The organism is Candidatus Clostridium stratigraminis (genome assembly GCF_045310675.1).
In the GTDB taxonomy this organism is placed as follows: Bacteria; Bacillota; Clostridia; order Clostridiales; family Clostridiaceae; genus Clostridium_AT; species Clostridium_AT stratigraminis.
In genome coordinates this window covers 258,901-274,904 of record NZ_JBJHZZ010000002.1, presented here as the reverse complement: position 1 = coordinate 274,904, position 16,004 = coordinate 258,901, and the positions used below count along the sequence as shown (strand labels likewise).

The 16,004-nt window shown below is 32.1% G+C and carries 16 protein-coding genes and 1 other annotated feature; of the genes, 5 read left to right on the top strand and 11 right to left on the bottom strand.

Annotated elements, in window-relative coordinates:
* Positions 1-19: 19 nt before the first annotated feature.
* The 3 genes from ACJDUG_RS05530 to ACJDUG_RS05520 form a co-directional block, all read right to left on the bottom strand.
* Positions 20-1,159: an acyl-CoA dehydrogenase gene (locus tag ACJDUG_RS05530; RefSeq protein ID WP_406768906.1), complete on the bottom strand. Its 1,140-nt coding sequence runs from the start codon at positions 1,157-1,159 to the stop codon at positions 20-22.
* 97 nt (positions 1,160-1,256) lie between these two features.
* Entirely contained in the window at positions 1,257-2,039 is a 783-nt protein-coding gene (locus ACJDUG_RS05525; RefSeq protein WP_406769098.1) for a short-chain-enoyl-CoA hydratase, read from the bottom strand.
* Between the two features lie 169 nt (positions 2,040-2,208).
* Positions 2,209-2,850 carry a redox-sensing transcriptional repressor Rex gene (locus ACJDUG_RS05520; protein ID WP_406768905.1) on the bottom strand — a complete coding sequence of 214 codons (642 nt, stop codon included), beginning with the start codon at positions 2,848-2,850 and terminating at the stop codon, positions 2,209-2,211.
* Positions 2,851-3,033: 183 nt separating this feature from the next.
* Between ACJDUG_RS05520 and ACJDUG_RS05515 the strand changes: the two genes are divergently transcribed.
* Together ACJDUG_RS05515 and ACJDUG_RS05510 are read left to right on the top strand one after the other, a co-directional pair.
* Entirely contained in the window at positions 3,034-4,947 is a 1,914-nt protein-coding gene (locus tag ACJDUG_RS05515; protein WP_406768904.1) for an ABC-F family ATP-binding cassette domain-containing protein, read from the top strand.
* A gap of 116 nt (positions 4,948-5,063) precedes the next feature.
* Entirely contained in the window at positions 5,064-5,207 is a 144-nt protein-coding gene (locus ACJDUG_RS05510) for a hypothetical protein (RefSeq protein ID WP_406768903.1), read from the top strand.
* 106 nt (positions 5,208-5,313) lie between these two features.
* On the opposite strand, the gene ACJDUG_RS05505 is transcribed toward ACJDUG_RS05510, so the two are convergent.
* On the bottom strand, positions 5,314-5,991 hold the full coding sequence (locus tag ACJDUG_RS05505) for a DUF554 domain-containing protein (RefSeq protein ID WP_406768902.1): 678 nt from the start codon (positions 5,989-5,991) through the stop codon (positions 5,314-5,316).
* 20 nt (positions 5,992-6,011) lie between these two features.
* Complete coding sequence (locus tag ACJDUG_RS05500) at positions 6,012-6,503, bottom strand: YajQ family cyclic di-GMP-binding protein (protein WP_406768901.1); 492 nt, start codon at positions 6,501-6,503, stop codon at positions 6,012-6,014.
* A 325-nt stretch (positions 6,504-6,828) separates the two neighbouring features.
* Between ACJDUG_RS05500 and ACJDUG_RS05495 the strand changes: the two genes are divergently transcribed.
* Complete coding sequence (locus tag ACJDUG_RS05495; RefSeq protein ID WP_406768900.1) at positions 6,829-6,999, top strand: zinc-ribbon domain-containing protein; 171 nt, start codon at positions 6,829-6,831, stop codon at positions 6,997-6,999.
* 99 nt (positions 7,000-7,098) lie between these two features.
* On the opposite strand, the gene ACJDUG_RS05490 is transcribed toward ACJDUG_RS05495, so the two are convergent.
* The gene (locus tag ACJDUG_RS05490) at positions 7,099-7,632 is read right to left on the bottom strand and encodes an ECF transporter S component (RefSeq protein ID WP_406768899.1); all 534 of its coding nucleotides are present in this window, start codon (positions 7,630-7,632) and stop codon (positions 7,099-7,101) included.
* 329 nt (positions 7,633-7,961) lie between these two features.
* On the opposite strand from ACJDUG_RS05490, the gene ACJDUG_RS05485 reads away from it, so the two are divergent.
* Entirely contained in the window at positions 7,962-8,117 is a 156-nt protein-coding gene (locus tag ACJDUG_RS05485; RefSeq protein ID WP_406768898.1) for a DUF5670 family protein, read from the top strand.
* A gap of 36 nt (positions 8,118-8,153) precedes the next feature.
* Here the strand turns inward: ACJDUG_RS05485 and ACJDUG_RS05480 are convergent, their stop codons facing one another.
* Complete coding sequence (locus tag ACJDUG_RS05480) at positions 8,154-9,749, bottom strand: peptide chain release factor 3 (RefSeq protein WP_406768897.1); 1,596 nt, start codon at positions 9,747-9,749, stop codon at positions 8,154-8,156.
* Positions 9,750-10,044: 295 nt separating this feature from the next.
* On the opposite strand from ACJDUG_RS05480, the gene yidA reads away from it, so the two are divergent.
* The gene (yidA, locus tag ACJDUG_RS05475; protein WP_406768896.1) at positions 10,045-10,863 is read left to right on the top strand and encodes a sugar-phosphatase; all 819 of its coding nucleotides are present in this window, start codon (positions 10,045-10,047) and stop codon (positions 10,861-10,863) included.
* Between the two features lie 66 nt (positions 10,864-10,929).
* Here yidA and ACJDUG_RS05470 read toward each other — a convergent pair whose 3' ends face one another.
* The 4 genes from ACJDUG_RS05470 to ACJDUG_RS05455 all read right to left on the bottom strand — a co-directional run bounded on the left by ACJDUG_RS05470 (position 10,930) and on the right by ACJDUG_RS05455 (position 15,991).
* The gene (locus ACJDUG_RS05470) at positions 10,930-12,366 is read right to left on the bottom strand and encodes an MFS transporter (protein ID WP_406768895.1); all 1,437 of its coding nucleotides are present in this window, start codon (positions 12,364-12,366) and stop codon (positions 10,930-10,932) included.
* Between the two features lie 212 nt (positions 12,367-12,578).
* Positions 12,579-13,970: a methyl-accepting chemotaxis protein gene (locus ACJDUG_RS05465; RefSeq protein WP_406768894.1), complete on the bottom strand. Its 1,392-nt coding sequence runs from the start codon at positions 13,968-13,970 to the stop codon at positions 12,579-12,581.
* Between the two features lie 260 nt (positions 13,971-14,230).
* A complete protein-coding gene (trpS, locus tag ACJDUG_RS05460) occupies positions 14,231-15,235 on the bottom strand; it encodes a tryptophan--tRNA ligase (RefSeq protein WP_406768893.1) in 1,005 nt (334 codons plus the stop codon).
* Positions 15,236-15,304: 69 nt separating this feature from the next.
* Positions 15,305-15,534, bottom strand: a binding site (T-box leader).
* Positions 15,535-15,616: 82 nt separating this feature from the next.
* On the bottom strand, positions 15,617-15,991 hold the full coding sequence (locus tag ACJDUG_RS05455) for a desulfoferrodoxin (protein ID WP_406768892.1): 375 nt from the start codon (positions 15,989-15,991) through the stop codon (positions 15,617-15,619).
* Between the last annotated feature and the right edge of the window lie 13 nt (positions 15,992-16,004).

The following is a 16,004-nucleotide window of genomic DNA, read 5'->3' as shown; positions in this document are numbered from 1 at the left end:
TAAACCCCCATTTCTACAGTTAACGAAGCGCACTTCCTGCAATAACCATCTTCTGAACCTGTGATGTTCCTTCGTATATCTCAGTTATTTTGGCATCTCTCAGCATTCTTTCCACTGGATAATCCTTTGTATAGCCATAACCTCCAAAAATTTGAACAACCTTTGTAGTAACATCCATGGCCGTTTCTGAAGCAAACAGCTTTGCTCTTGCAGCCTCCACAGAATATGGAATACCATTATCCTTATTTAAAGCAGCCTTATAAACAAGAAGTCTGGCCGCTTCTATTTTTACATCTAACTCAGCAATCATCCACTGAAGTCCTTGAAAAGCACTTATGCTTTTCCCAAATTGTTTTCTTTCCTTCATATATTTTAAAGCTTCCTCATAAGCTCCTTCTGCAATTCCAAGTGCTTGTGCAGCTATACCAATTCTTCCGCCATCTAAAGTTTTCATGGCAATGCCAAAGCCCTTACCTTCTTGCCCAACTAGATTTTCTTTTGGTACGATACAATCTTCAAAAATAAGTTCAGTAGTTGAAGAAGCTCTTATTCCAAGTTTATTTTCTCTTTTCCCTATTGAAAAACCTTTATAGCCTTTTTCAATTATAAAGGCTGATATTCCCTTTACCCCTTTGCTTTTATCTGTCATTGCAAAAATCACAAAAGTATCTGCAGCTCCTCCATTTGTTATGAAAATCTTAGAACCATTTATTACATAATGATCTCCTTCCAGGATAGCTGTAGTTTGCTGACCTGCAGCGTCTGTACCAGCATTTGGCTCAGTAAGCCCAAAGGCACCTAGCTTCTCCCCTTTAGCAAGAGGTATTAAATATTTCTCCTTTTGCATAGCATTTCCAAACTGATGAATTAAGCCTGCACAAAGGGAAGTATGAGCTGAAAGTATAACCCCTGTTGATCCGCAAACCTTGGATAATTCTTCTACAGCAATTATATAAGAAAGATTGTCTCCGCCAGCTCCGCCGTATTCTACTGGAAAAGGTATTCCCATCATATTAAACCTTGCCATCTTTTTTACATTTTCAATTGGGAACCTTTCGGTTTCATCTATTTCGGCAGCAATTGGTTTAACTTCATTTTCTGCAAATTCCTTAACCATTTGTCTGACAAATTCCTGCTCTCTTGTAAATGTAAAATCCATAAATTTCCCCCCACTTTATACAATTCTATGCTTTAAGACGAGTTATAAAAATTTCCTTTAAAAAATTAATACTCAACTTCATTTTTCCTGTAGATTATTAGCTATTAGAAAACTTCTTGCTTCTATTTTCTAAAAATGCTTCCATTCCTTCTTTTTGGTCATTTGTTGAAAAACACTCACTAAAAACCTCTGCCTCATACATTATTGCTGTATCTATGTCCACCTGCATGCCCCTGTTGATTGCTGACTTGCATAGTTTTACAGCTATTGGCGCATTTGCAGCTATTGAAATTGCAAGATTTTTTGCCTCTTCCATAAGCCTTTCTGGCTCTATGAGCTTGTTAACAAGACCTATTCTATAAGCCTCATTTGAATCTATGACCCTTCCTGTGTACAATAATTCCTTGGCTGTTCCCATCCCAACCAGTCTAGATAATCTCTGGGTTCCGCCAAAGCCTGGTGTTATACCTAGTCCCACTTCCGGCTGACCAAATTTTGCCTTTGTAGAAGCAATTCTTATATCACAAGCCATAGCAAGTTCACAGCCACCTCCTAAGGTGAAACCGTTTAACGCTGCTATAACAGGCTTTTCCATGTTCTCTATCTTCCTAAAAATCTTATTGCCGAGCATACTGAACTTTCTTCCTTGTATTACATTTAAGTCCTTCATCTCCATAATATCTGCTCCAGCAACAAAAGCTTTTTCTCCAGCTCCTGTTATTAATACTACATAAATGTCCTCATCCTTAAGTATCTCGTCTATAGTTTGATCTAGCTCAAAAAGCGTTTCTGAATTTAATGCATTTAATGCCTTAGGTCTATTAATAGTCACAATAGCAATATGATTTTCCTTTTCAAAAATAATATTATTCACCCATATCCCCCCGTATTTTAAATATAAACTTCACTATGTTAAAATATTAACAAAAGTGTATAAAAATAATTGAAGCATCAGCTCCAATTATTATTATACACTTTTTATTTTTATCTTTCAATTAAATGTGTATATTATTTTTAATATTTGTAAGAGTTCAATTTTTCTGATAAGTTTACTCTTCGTTTCTATCCTTTAATAAATAAGAAAGAGTAAGCAAGCTTTCACTTAAATGTACATTTTCAACTACAACATCCTCAGGAATTTCTAAATCAGTAGGTGCAAAATTCCAAATAGCTTTAACTCCATTTTTAACTAAGGCATCACAAACCTTTTGTGCACTATTTTTGGGAACACATATTATTCCAATATCAACTTTATTTTTGTGCAAGAATTCTGGCAGATTATCAACATCTTTAATTTCAACATCTCTTATACTTAGTCCAACCATCTTAGGGTTTGCATCAAATATACCAAGTAGAGAAAAACCTAACCTATCAAATCTAGTATAATTTGCAATGGCCTGACCTATATTACCAGCACCGATAATTATTGTGTTGTAATCTTTTGTAAGCCCTAAAATTGAACGTATTTCATTGCTTAAATCTTTTACATTATAACCATAACCCTGCTGACCAAAATCACCAAAGCAATTTAAGTCTTGCCTAATTTGAGAAGCAGTAAAGCCTATTTTTTCACTAAGCTCTTTTGATGAAATTCTATCAATATCATTTTCTAATAATTCTTGTAAATATCTATGATATTTAGGAAGCCTTTTTATAACAGCCATTGATATATTATTTTTCTTTTTATCCATTGCTTTCCTCACATCCATTAAGTTATTTTTAATATATACCTTATAGTATTACCTAATTTTTTTTTACTGTCAATATTTTTGTTAATAAGTAATAAAAGAATAGTAAAGCTTATGCCTCTTTTAAATATCTCTATAACATAGTACAATATACACTAATGGATGAAAAAATTTGGAGTGATAAAAGTGATAGTTTTAAGTTGTAAGGAAATAAATAAGAGCTATGGTATTGAAGTTATATTAAATTCAATTACTTTTAATATAAACGAAGGTGAGAAAGTTGGTTTAATAGGTGCTAATGGTGCTGGAAAATCAACACTTTTCAAAATTCTAACAGGTCAGCTGGAACAAGATAAAGGTGATTTATTTATTGAAAAAAATAAGAGGATTGGCTACTTATCTCAGCACTTAGCCTTAGAAAGTACTAATTCTATTTATGATGAGCTTTTAACAGTATTTAATGAACTTATTGAAATGGAAAATAGAATAAAGGAATTAACTGAAAAATTAAATGAACCCTATGACAGCTCAAGGAAGGATTATCATGAAAAAATTATTCATGAATACTCCTCCTTAACAGATCTTTATAATAACAGAGGCGGTTTTACCTATCAGGCAGATATTAATAGGGTTTTAAAAGGCCTCGGTTTTAATGAAGAGGATTTTAATAAAAATATCAATATCTTAAGCGGCGGTCAAAAAACAATGGTTGCACTTTCTAAACTGTTATTAACTAACCCAGATATTCTTTTGCTAGATGAACCTACAAATCATCTTGATTTAGATGCCATTGAATGGCTTGAAGAATATTTAAAGAATTATAAAGGTACAGTTATTTTAATTTCCCATGATAGGTTTTTCTTAGATTCTATTACTAATAAGACTATTGAACTAATTAACGGACGTGTAAACAGCTATAATGGAAATTATACTGCTTTTGTAGAACTTAAAAAGAAAAATTATGAAGTTCAGCTTAAGGCCTATAATATTCAGCAAGCTGAAATTAAAAGACAGGAAGAAATAATTGAACGCTACCGTTCCTTTAATAGAGAGAAAAGTATTAAGGCTGCTGAAAGCAGAGAAAAGGCACTTGATAAGATTGTAAGAATCGAGGCACCTGATAAGGATAAAAAAGCTGCTAAAATTTCCTTTGAAACCCAAATAAAATCTGGTAATGATGTTCTGCATATTGAAAATTTAAGTAAAGCCTTTGGTGAAAAGCTTTTGTTTAAAAACTTGGATTTGGATATTAAAAGAGGAGAAAGAACAGCATTAATCGGAGAAAATGGGAGAGGAAAAACCACCTTATTTAGAATTATTATGGATAACCTTGAAAAAGATGCAGGTGTTAAGGTTCTCGGCAAAAATGTTTTTATTGGCTACTATGATCAGGAGCAGTCTAATTTGCATTCAGAGAAAAGTGTTATAGATGAAGTTTGGGATGATTTCCCTAATATGACTACTACAGAGCTTAGAAATGCTTTGGCAGCATTTTTATTCACAGGTGATGATGTATTTAAGAACATTGATACACTTAGCGGTGGGGAAAAATGTAGAATAAATCTATTAAAACTAATGCTTTCTAAATCTAATTTCTTACTTTTAGACGAACCTACAAATCATTTGGATATACCATCTAGAGAAGCTTTAGAGGAATCCATTCTAAATTATGATGGTACAGTGCTGGTTATTTCACATGACAGATATTTTTTAAATAAGGTAATTAATAAAATTTATGAACTTAAAGAAGATGGAGTTAAAGAATATCTAGGTAATTATAGCTACTATATAGAAAAAAAGAAAAATCCTTTAAGATTTGAAGAAGAAATAGCAGCCCAGGGAAAAACTAAAACTCAAATTCAAGAAGAAAGAAAGAAAAAAAGAGAAATAGAAAAGCAGGAAAAAGAAAAACTTTTAAAAGTTAAAAATATCGAAGCGGAAATCAGCAGTAATGAAAAAAAGCTAGCAGAATTACAAAACCTGCTATGTCTTAAGGAAACTTATTCAAATCCTGAGAAAAGTGAAGAGGTAAATAAAGAAATTGCCGCTGCAAACAGTATTTTAGAACAGTTATATCTAGATTGGGAACAACTTATATAATGCATGAAAACTAAAATTGAGGCTTCCTGTTTAATAAATTAATCTTTCTCATAGTTTAAATATGAAAAATAATCACATACTATAACTGCAGGCATTATAAGGATGGTGATTAAGCTATGGGAAGAAAAGAAAATGAGCATCAGGAGCCTTCATCTGGTCCTAACAGTTGTAAATATCATTCAAGAAGTGCAGCCTATAAACAAAATAATAAGGCTCAAGAAGAAAATACTAAGGAAAAGTTCAAAAATAATAGTAAGTAAAAAATTAAAGAAGGATTCTTCCTTCTTTAATTTTTATTACTTAGATATTGAAAAACCCCATGTTTTTTATTAAAACATGAGGTTCTTTATATATTTATAGTAATATCTAAAAAATTAAAAAATAAATTATAGGAATAAATACTGCAGGAAGAAAGTTTGCAACCTTTATTTTTGTAAGTCCAAGCATGTTAAAGCCAAGTCCCATTATGAGCACACTTCCCACTGCAGAAATTTCAGTTATTATAGCTGTCTGTGTCAAAATACCTTGTAAATAGGAAGCTCCAATTGTAATAATTCCTTGGTATAAAAAGACTGGAATTGCAGATAAAGCTACTCCTATTCCTAAAGTTGAAGTAAACATTATTGCTGAAATACCGTCTAGCACAGACTTTGTAAAGAGTATACTATTATCCCCCTTTAAACCGCTGTTTAAGGAACCTACAATGGCCATAGCTCCAACGCAATAAACTAAACTTGCTGTTACAAAGCCTTCAGAAATTTTCCCGCCTTTTCCTTGAAGCTTGTGTTCTATTGAATCTCCTAATTTAAATAATCTTGCATCTATATCAATGGCTTCACCAATAAGTGCCCCTATAACTATAGAACAGATTACCACCAGCATATTTTGAGATTTTATGGCTCCTGATATTCCTATTACCAAAATGCAAAGGGCTAAGCCCTTAATAATAGTTTCATTAATTTTCTTTGGAATCCCGCCTTTAAGAATAAAACCAACAAGGCTTCCTCCAATAATAGCTAATGCATTTACAATAGTTCCCAACACCCCATCACGACCCTTGCTTCTTATCTATAGTTTGTAAACTGCAGGTCAATTCCAAAGTCTTTACCCTTAAGTAAACCTATAATAGCCTGCAAATCATCCTTGTCCTTTGCAGAAACTCTTACTTGATTTTCCATGATTTGAGCCTGCACCTTAAGCTTACTATTTTTAATTTCTGCTACTATTTCTTTAGCCTTTTCCTTTGAAATTCCTTTTACAAGCTTTCCATTTTGTTTAACAGTACCCATAGTGGCTTTTTCTATTTTGCCCAAATCTAATGCTTTTGGAGATATTCCTCTTTTTACAAATTTAGCTTTTAAAATTTCAATAACAGCTTTTAGTCTAAATTCATCATCAGAGCTGACTTTTATTTCATCATTATTAACTTCAATTTCTGTTTTGCTTCCTTTAAAATCATATCTCTGCTCTATTTCTTTCCTTGCTTGATTAACAGCATTGTCAACTTCCTGCATATCAACTTCTGAAACTACATCAAATGAATATGTACTTGGCATAAAAAATTACCTTCCTTTCCTTTTTCCATATGTTACTATAAATATATTAATCAAATTTTCATAGTTTAGCAACTAAAATTAATAAAATCTATTTATTTTAAAAAATCATCCGAAATCTTCTAACTTTTTCAAATAATTACCTATATTTTTTATAATATAACTTTTAAGGTATATTGAATTTTATTATTGATGTGATATAATTATTATTGAGCAAAGCTCATATATTTTCGGGTTAATTTTTCAAGGCACTTCTACCCCTTTAATCATTTTAAGGGAATGTGATCTATGAACAATTAGTCCCTATGATTAAAGGAGGATTTTTAACATGGCAGATAGAAACATCGTTTGCAAAGATTGTGGAAAAGAATTTGTATTTACAGAAGGCGAGCAAGCTTTCTATAAGGAAAAAGGATTCGAAAATGATCCAGTAAGATGCCCAGATTGTAGAAGAGCTAGAAAGAACGAAAAGAACAGCCAAAGAGAAAGAAGATTCTAATTTAGAGAGGTAGATATACCTCTCTTTTAATTTTTTGTATAATAAAAGGGCTGTATCAAAATAGTGCATATTTTGATACAGCCCTTTTAAGTAATAAATTTAAAGATTGTTCTTGAAAATATTAGCTCTTTTCAAAGCCTTAATTAATGGAATTGAAAGTATAATTCCTGCTGCCACTTGAATTACATTGCCTGGTATATCTCCTAAGGCAACTATAAAGCTTCCATATATAATTCCTCCGGCAATAAAGTAACCTAAAATCATCCAAATTCCTGCAATTGCGAAACCTATTATGTTATTAATGAGGTTCTCTCCATTATAGGCATTTCTAAGGGCTATAGAAGCAGCAATATAGGCCATAACGCCTTTTATAACAAAAGTAAAAGGAGCCCAAATTGCATATGGCGATAATAAATCAAATAATCCCATTCCAAGAGCTGCAGCTAATGCTGCCTTCTTTTTTCCTAGTAAAATTGCTGCAGCAAATACAATAGTGTCTCCTAAATGCAGTACTGCCTTTGTACCTACTGGTATTTCAATAACATATGTTACAATAAAAGCCATTGCTGCCATAAGTGCAACTTGTACAATATCAACTGTTTTATTTCTCGACTTTATTCGGCGCTTTTCCATGTCAAAATCCCACCCGTCCTTTATTATTAAAATTTATTTATCTATAATTTATTATACACAGAATAAATCAGTTTCAAAGTGTATGGATACACAAATAACAAATATATTGTTATAATTAGTCGAATTGTTGTAAATACTAGTTATATACAAAGGAGGTTAAAGCCCTAAATGGGCTTTAACGGGTAATTTGTGAGCGGAGCGAATGGGTTAAATTACCCCGTGTTCCGACCGAAGGGAGGTAAATGTCCTAAATGGACATTTACGAGCAATTATCGAGTGGGAACGAGAGAGCTTTATTGCTCAGTGTTCCGACAAAAGGAGGAATTTAAATGGCTGTTTTGCGCTGGATAGGTGGCTTTGTAGTATTATTCTGGCTTATAGGACTAATATTCAGAATTGGCGGAAGCATGATAAATCTGTTATTAATTGTAGCGGCGGTAGTATTTATTATTGACGCCATATTTGGCAGAAGAAAATCTGTGTGATATATAAAAAATGAAAGACATAAAGTCTTTCATTTTTTATTCATTATTCTTAGCTATATCAGAAAGTATTAAACCTTTATTATGCTCTAAAGCCCAGCTTATAGCCCAGTCACTTTGGAATATTAAAAGATTCCTGTCTTTAAGATCCTTAACCTTCTTAGTATCACTGGTTAAATTCAGGTTATCAAGCGTTAATTCAGTATTTTCAATCCATCTTATATATTTATAAGAAAGCCTATCCATTTTTATATCTACACCGTATTCATGCTTTAATCTATATTCAAGTACTTCAAATTGCAGTACTCCAACTACGCCTACAATAATTTCTTCAATACCAATATGAAGTTCCTTAAATACCTGTATTGCTCCCTCTTGTGCAATTTGTGTAATCCCCTTAATAAATTGCTTTCTCTTCATTGTATCAATAGTTCTTACTCTGGCAAAATATTCAGGTGCAAAGGTTGGAATCCCCTCAAATTTAAACTTTTTAGAACTTTCACAAAGGGTATCTCCAATGCTGAATATTCCCGGGTCAAAGACACCAATTATATCTCCCGCATAAGCTTCCTCCACAATTTCCCTATCCTGTGCTAAAAATTGCTGTGGCTGTGCCAGCTTTATCTTATTTCCAGCCTGAACGTGGTAGACCTCCATGCCCTTTCTAAATTCACCTGCGCAAATCCTCATAAAAGCTATTCTATCTCTATGGGCTGGATTCATGTTAGCTTGTATTTTAAATATAAAGGCTGAAAACTCAGGGCTGAATACATCAATTTCGCCTTGATCTGACTGCCTTGGAAGTGGCTCAGAAGTTAAATCAAGGAACACCTTCAAAAATGGCTCTACTCCAAAATTGGTTAAAGCACTTCCAAAGAATACTGGAGTAAGCTCTCCATTTCTTACCTTTGTAACATCAAACTCATCACCAGCTATATCTAACAGTTCTATATCTTCTATAAGCTTATTATGGAGGGCCTCTCCAAGTAAATCCTTGAAAACACCATCTTCTATATTGCCTTCTAATGATTCTACCTGTGTCTGCCCATGATTTCCACCATTAAAAGCCTGTACCATCTTATGTTCTCTATCATAAACTCCCTTAAATTCGGCTCCAGTACCAATTGGCCAATTTACTGGATAGGATTTAATTCCTAGTTCATTTTCTATATCCTCTAGAAGTTCGAAGGGATCTTTAGTTTCTCTATCCATCTTATTAATGAAAGTGAAAATTGGTATACCCCTAAGGCTGCATACATGGAAAAGCTTTTTTGTCTGCTCTTCTACTCCCTTTGCACCATCAATTACCATTACAGCACTATCAGCAGCCATAAGGGTTCTATAGGTATCTTCACTAAAGTCTTGATGTCCTGGAGTATCAAGTATATTAATACAATAACCATCATAATTAAACTGCATTACAGAAGAAGTTACTGAAATACCTCTCTGCTTTTCTATTTCCATCCAGTCTGAAACTGCATGCTTTGCTGCCTTTCTAGCCTTAACAGAACCTGCCATCCTTATGGCACCCCCGTATAAAAGGAGCTTTTCTGTAAGTGTAGTCTTACCTGCATCTGGGTGAGAAATTATCGCAAAGGTTCTTCTTCTTTCTATTTCTTTTATAAAGTCCGCCATTTTATCCATCCTTTCTTGTTTAATAAATTAAATATGCAAAAAGTCTGTATGAAGGCAGACCTTAGATTTAATATTTATTATATACAAACGCCTTAAATTATATCAGTTTTTAAAATTCTTTTCAAATAATTTTTACCAAATCCAGTTGTGAACATTTACATTACAGTTTATTCCATTCATTTTTCTAGTTCCAATGCTATAATAATTATGTGATAAATAGATTGCAACTTTATGCAGAGGTCTAAATAATTTATCATAGATTATTTAGTTTGAATGAATATTAGGAGTGATATTGTTGTATAAATTAATTGCAATAGATATGGATGGCACATTACTAAGAGAAGATAAAACTATTTCTAATGAAACCTTAAGAGCGATACAAAAGGCTAAAACTAAAGGAGTTAAAATTGTCCTTTCTTCAGGAAGACCAATAGACGGAATTAAAAAGTACTTAAATGAGCTTGATTTAATGGGTGACGGTGATTATGCCATTGCTTATAATGGTGCCTTAATACAAGCTACTAAAACAAATAAAATTTTAGCAAAAACACTTATGACTCTACAAGATGTTTCTTATTTATATGAGCTTAGTAAAAGATTAAAGGTTAATATTCATATTCTGACTATAAATTCTTGCCTAACACCAAAGTGGAACCCCTATAGTCAAATAGAAAAAGACATTAACGATATTCCACTTAAAGAAGTTGATTTTAATAACTTACCTTATGATACTTCAATTGTTAAAATAATGATGGTTGATGATCCAAAAATTCTAACAAAAGCAATAGAAAAGCTACCTAAAGAAGTTTATGAGAAGTATTCTGTACTTAGAAGTTCTCCTTATTTTCTTGAGTTCTTAGATAAAAAGATAAATAAGGGTTATGGTGTAGCACTGCTAGCTAATAAATTAGGAATAAAAAGTGATGAAGTTATATGCATAGGAGACGCAGGTAACGATATTCATATGCTTCAATTTGCAGGCCTAGGAGTTGCAATGGGTAATGCCTTCCCTGAAGTTAAAAAAGCAGCCGATTATATTACTTTAAGCAATGAAGAAAATGGTGTAGCCCATGTTATATATAAATTTGTTCTAAATAATGTAAAGGCAAGTTAATGCTATTACTAAAATAGTGTTGATAAAGCATAAGCTTCATCAACACTATTTTTAATTAAATTTATTTTAAGTAACAGCCTTTTTATTATTTTTTATAGTATATAATCTAAAAGCAGTAAGTAAAGCACCGCTGACACAAATTAAGCCTGCTCCTATGTACACCCATTTCATGCCATAGATAAATATATCATCTCTTCCTTGTATATAATTAACTACATGATAACCAGCCTTATAGCTCATTCTATTATATAAAAAGGTAGTAGAGAATGAAATTCCAAAAACCATACCTAAATTTCTAACTAAGGCATTAATACTTCCGGCAATGCCCAATTTATTTTTAGGTACAGTAGACATTATAAGTGAATTGTTTGGAGATTGAAATAATCCATTACCTAAAGACATTATGCTTACAAAGATAATTAAGAGTAATATACTGGAATTCGCAGTTAAACTGGACAATAAAAATAAGCCTAAACTTGTAAATACCAGCCCTAAAAAAGTCAGAAACTCCGACCCTATCTTATCAGATAAATATCCGCTTACAGGTGCAACAACAGATAGAACTAATGGGTATACCGCCATTAAGATTCCTGTAACTGAAGCTGATAATTTTTGTGCATCCTGCAAATAAAAGGGTTGAATAATATTAGTACAGCTAATTGCTATAAAGGATATAAATCCACAAAAAATGCTTAAGGAAAAAAGTTTATTATCAAATATTGAAAGCTGAAGCAGTGGGTCGTTAATCCTTTTCTCTGTAAGAATAAACATTATAAAGGATACCACTGAAATTACTAACGCAGTTATAATTAAAGGATTGTTATATCCAGAAGTTTGGCCTTGAGTGATTGCTCCAAAAAGCAAAACTATACTTATAACAAAGAGTATTGCTCCTTTTAAATCTAACTTTTCATTTAAGGCCTTTCCTTTACTTGGAAGTATTTTAAGTCCCATAATAAAGGTTATTATACCAATAGGTACATTAATCAAAAATATGTATTCCCAGCTAAAGGCTGATACTATAAAGCCCCCAAGGGGCGGACCAACCATAGTTCCAAGGGCTACAAAGGTTCCTGAAATACCTAGTGCTCTGCCTCTTTCGGTACTTGGGAAAACTTGAGTTATGATTCCTTGATTAGCTGACATAGTAGCTGCAGCTCCAATAGCTTGAAGCACCCTTGCCGCAACTAAAAATGACAGGGAGCTTGTTATTCCACACATTAAGGAACCAAAGGTAAATACTATGATTCCAAATTTAAATACCTTTGTTTTACCTTTTATATCTCCTAGTCTTCCAAAAATTAAAATACTTGCTGATACTACAATTAAATAGCTTGTTACAACCCATTCAATTGATGCCATGCTTACATCGAGCCTTTCAGACATTTTAGGTAAGGCTACATTTACAATGCTGCTGTCTAGACATGCCATAAAGGTTACCAAAACCACATTAAAAAGAATAATCCACCTATTTTTATAAATTTTCTCATTGATATTTTCCATGAACGAAATTACCTTTCTTAAAATATTATGCTTATCTTAGTATCCCTAACATGATTCCTTAAGATACAACTTTATAAAAATAATACATTAAAAAGTATATCATATTTTATTTGATGAAGTCTATTAGTGTAGTAATACAACAATACGTTTACTAACAGTACTGAATGAACGACTTTCTTGGAAGACAATTTAAATAAAATATTATTTACATTCTATTCAAATAAAGTAACTTTCATTTCATCTAGTATAGCAAATACCTTTTCTGAGCATTTATCCATATTTTTCAGTCCTTCTTCTGCTGCCTTTATATTATTTTTCTCATATGCAATAACGGCCTCTTTTGCAATATTATGTAATTCAATATGCGGTTTTTCTAATTCGTTAAATAATTTATTATTTCTGAACTTATCACACTCTATTCCATAGTACCATTTTCCAAGTCTGCATTGTTTATAATCTCCAACAACATTTATATCAACCTTTTCATTACCAAGAAGCATATTATATACTTTCCATCTCCATAACAAGTGATCAGTTTTATAAATTTCAACCATATCTGAATCGGTTAAGCATAATCTATTTTTAACCATTTCCAATCTAATTGAGTCTATTTTTTTACTTAAATCATATATCATACGCCCTGTATCCTGACAGCTATTATCAATATAATCCGCCTGCTCTGAAAGTTTCGTAATACTACTAGTAAAAGATTGAGTTACAGCAGTTTGTTCTTCTGTATTTGCCGCAACTTGAATAATTGTCTCATTAACTGTATCAATTGAGTTATCAATTAAATTTATTGATTGAAATGCATCATCAACAAGTTGTTTGCCTGATTCTAATTGTCTTGATGTTTGATTAATTTTATTTACTGATAAATCTATATCATTTTGTAAATCCAAAACATTCTTTTGAATATTTAGAACTGAATTTTTTGTATTCTCAGCTAATTTTTTTACCTCCCCTGCAACAACAGCAAACCCCCTGCCTTGCTCCCCTGCCCTTGCAGCTTCAATTGCAGCATTTAAAGCAAGTAAATTAGTTTGATCAGCAATTTCTTTTACAATATCAATGATTTGATTTATAGTATTGGTTTTCTCCTTAACACCCTGCATATGATTATCTATAATTTCTATATCATCAAAGGATTTTCTTACAAATTCAATAGAATCAGTAATGTTTTTTACGCCAGTTTCAGTAATTTGTTTTGCCTCATTTGAATTTTCAGATACCTCTTGTGACATATTGGAAACATCTTCAATAGAGGCTGTTAATTCTTCACTGCTTGCAGACATGGAATGCAGTGCTTCAGTTTGTGTATCCACACTTTTAATCATATCTCTAACAGAATCCATCCTTGTTACCATTCTCAATATTTCATTTATTTCCAAGATAGATTTTCTTCTAGATTCACACAATACACTTATCAATTCATTACATTTATCTGCAACGTCTTTTGAGCCAAGTTCTTCAATATTCACTTTAATTGTTTTGCCTTCAATAATTTCTGTGAAGGCTTTTATTAGTAATTCTTTATGAATGTATTCCGACCCTCTGTTATTAACTTCTTTTTCCTTTGTTCCTTTCTTGAATTTTTTAAACATAATCCAGCCCCCTTATAATCTTTTCATAATTTATTTTTTATACAATAATCATATATATATATTTTCGTCACTTTTTTTGTTCTTCTATACACTTAACAAATTTTTTAAAAAATCCTTAATATTTTTTAAAAAAACATTATTTACTAAACCTGAAAAAGATTATCTTTGAATTTTTATTAAAAAACCTTGGAAATATGATTAAGATAACCATACTACCAAGGTTTCTTTAAAGATTTTGATTTAAGCTGAAAGATATTATTTTACCTTGCTGGAAGTATAAAACCTATTTTCTTTTGCATTTTGAATAAGGTCTTTCTTGCAGCATAATTAGCTTTTTCTGCCCCTGCTTTATAGATGCTTTCAAGGTAATCCTTGTTAGAGAGCAGCTCTTTAACCTTAAGCTGAATTGGCTCTAATTCGTTTACAATTGCTTCAGCCACATCCTTTTTAAACTGAGCATACCCTTGACCTTCATATTTCCTTTCAATTGCTTCAATTGTTTCCCCCGTAATTGTACTTAAAATTGTTATTAAATTTTTAACTCCAGGCTGCTCCTCACAGTAATTAACTACGCCAATGCTGTCTGTTACAGCTCTGCTTATTTTCTTTCTAATTACCTCAGGAGGATCCATAATTAGAATAAAACCATTAGGATTATCATCTGATTTAGACATTTTCTTTGAAGGATCCTGAAGGCTCATTATTTTAGCCCCATTTTTAGCTATATAACCATCTGGAATAACAAAGGTTTCACTATAGGAATTATTAAACCTTTGTGCTATATCTCTTGCAATTTCAAGATGCTGTTTTTGATCGCTTCCAACTGGTACTAGGTCAGTTTGATATAATAATATGTCTGCTGCCATTAATACAGGGTAATTTAGTAAGCCTGCTGAAATAGATTCACCATATCTTTGAGATTTATCCTTAAACTGTGTCATTCTGTTAAGCTCACCAATGTAGGTGTTACAATTTAATAACCATGCTGCTTCACTATGTGCCGGTACATGTGATTGAATAAATATAGTATTTTTCTCAGGATTTATTCCAGAAGCAATATATATTGCCATTACTTCTAAGGTCCTTGCTCTTAAATCCTTTGGTACCTGTTTAACGGTTATAGCATGTAAATCAACAATACAAAAATAGCAGTCATAAGCATCTTGAAGCTTTACCCAGTTCTTTACAGCCCCTAAATAGTTTCCTAAGGTGAGTTCACCTGAAGGCTGAATTCCACTAAAAATTACTTTTCTCTTTTCTTCCAAAATATTTTCCTCCTCTATTTAAATTATGAATGAAGTCATTAATTTAAAAAAAGCCCTATAGTTTCTCAACCATAGGGCGTAATATACGCGGTACCACCTAATTTAAAAGCAATGCTTTCCTCGTTACAGATACAAAAATATCCTGTCTTTATAACGTAAGACTAACGTGAAAGACTACTAAAGATTCATCTTCAGCCTAAAAGACCCATTCAGTTTAAGCATCATTACTGTAATTTCACCCAATACAGCTCTCTTTAAATTTGTTTTTAAACCTACTTGCTTCTTTTTAAAGCGGCAAAATATATTATTTATTTTATCATATTCTCAAATAAAAAGATTGTCAATTATATTTTTGACAATCTTATAAAAATTTATAACCTATTACTTTTTCCAAAGTCCATGAAGATTACAGTATTCTCTGGCAAATAGAACCTCTTCTTCAAGCTTAAAATATGCCTCAGGCTTTTCACCTGGTTTTAAATATTTTCTATAAACCTTATTAGCTGTAACAACTTCAATCCATTCAATATAATGAGTCTCTATCATTGGATGCTCTACAGCACCGATTTTAACAACTACTCCGCCATCGGCCTTTTCAATAACTGGAATATGTTTCTCTAGGGCAGCTTCAGTAGTGTTCTCTACCAATAGCTTCATAGGCTGATTGCAGCAGGATAATGTTCCGCCTGAAGGATGAACCACTTCAACTATGTTTCCACATACTTCACATTTGTAAATTTGATTTAACTCTGTCATTAAAATCCCTCCA

Bases quoted from the DNA above. Each gene is read 5' to 3' on its own strand.
- ACJDUG_RS05530 (WP_406768906.1), bottom strand. From the start codon at position 1,159: ATGGATTTTACATTTACAAGAGAGCAGGAATTTGTCAGACAAATGGTT.
- ACJDUG_RS05520 (WP_406768905.1), bottom strand. From the start codon at position 2,850: ATGGATAAAAAGAAAAATAATATATCAATGGCTGTTATAAAAAGGCTT.
- ACJDUG_RS05510 (WP_406768903.1), top strand. From the start codon at position 5,064: ATGGGAAGAAAAGAAAATGAGCATCAGGAGCCTTCATCTGGTCCTAAC.
- ACJDUG_RS05500 (WP_406768901.1), bottom strand. From the start codon at position 6,503: ATGCCAAGTACATATTCATTTGATGTAGTTTCAGAAGTTGATATGCAG.
- ACJDUG_RS05495 (WP_406768900.1), top strand. From the start codon at position 6,829: ATGGCAGATAGAAACATCGTTTGCAAAGATTGTGGAAAAGAATTTGTA.
- ACJDUG_RS05490 (WP_406768899.1), bottom strand. From the start codon at position 7,632: ATGGAAAAGCGCCGAATAAAGTCGAGAAATAAAACAGTTGATATTGTA.
- ACJDUG_RS05485 (WP_406768898.1), top strand. From the start codon at position 7,962: ATGGCTGTTTTGCGCTGGATAGGTGGCTTTGTAGTATTATTCTGGCTT.
- ACJDUG_RS05480 (WP_406768897.1), bottom strand. From the start codon at position 9,749: ATGGCGGACTTTATAAAAGAAATAGAAAGAAGAAGAACCTTTGCGATA.
- ACJDUG_RS05470 (WP_406768895.1), bottom strand. From the start codon at position 12,366: ATGGAAAATATCAATGAGAAAATTTATAAAAATAGGTGGATTATTCTT.
- ACJDUG_RS05465 (WP_406768894.1), bottom strand. From the start codon at position 13,970: ATGTTTAAAAAATTCAAGAAAGGAACAAAGGAAAAAGAAGTTAATAAC.
- ACJDUG_RS05455 (WP_406768892.1), bottom strand. From the start codon at position 15,991: ATGACAGAGTTAAATCAAATTTACAAATGTGAAGTATGTGGAAACATA.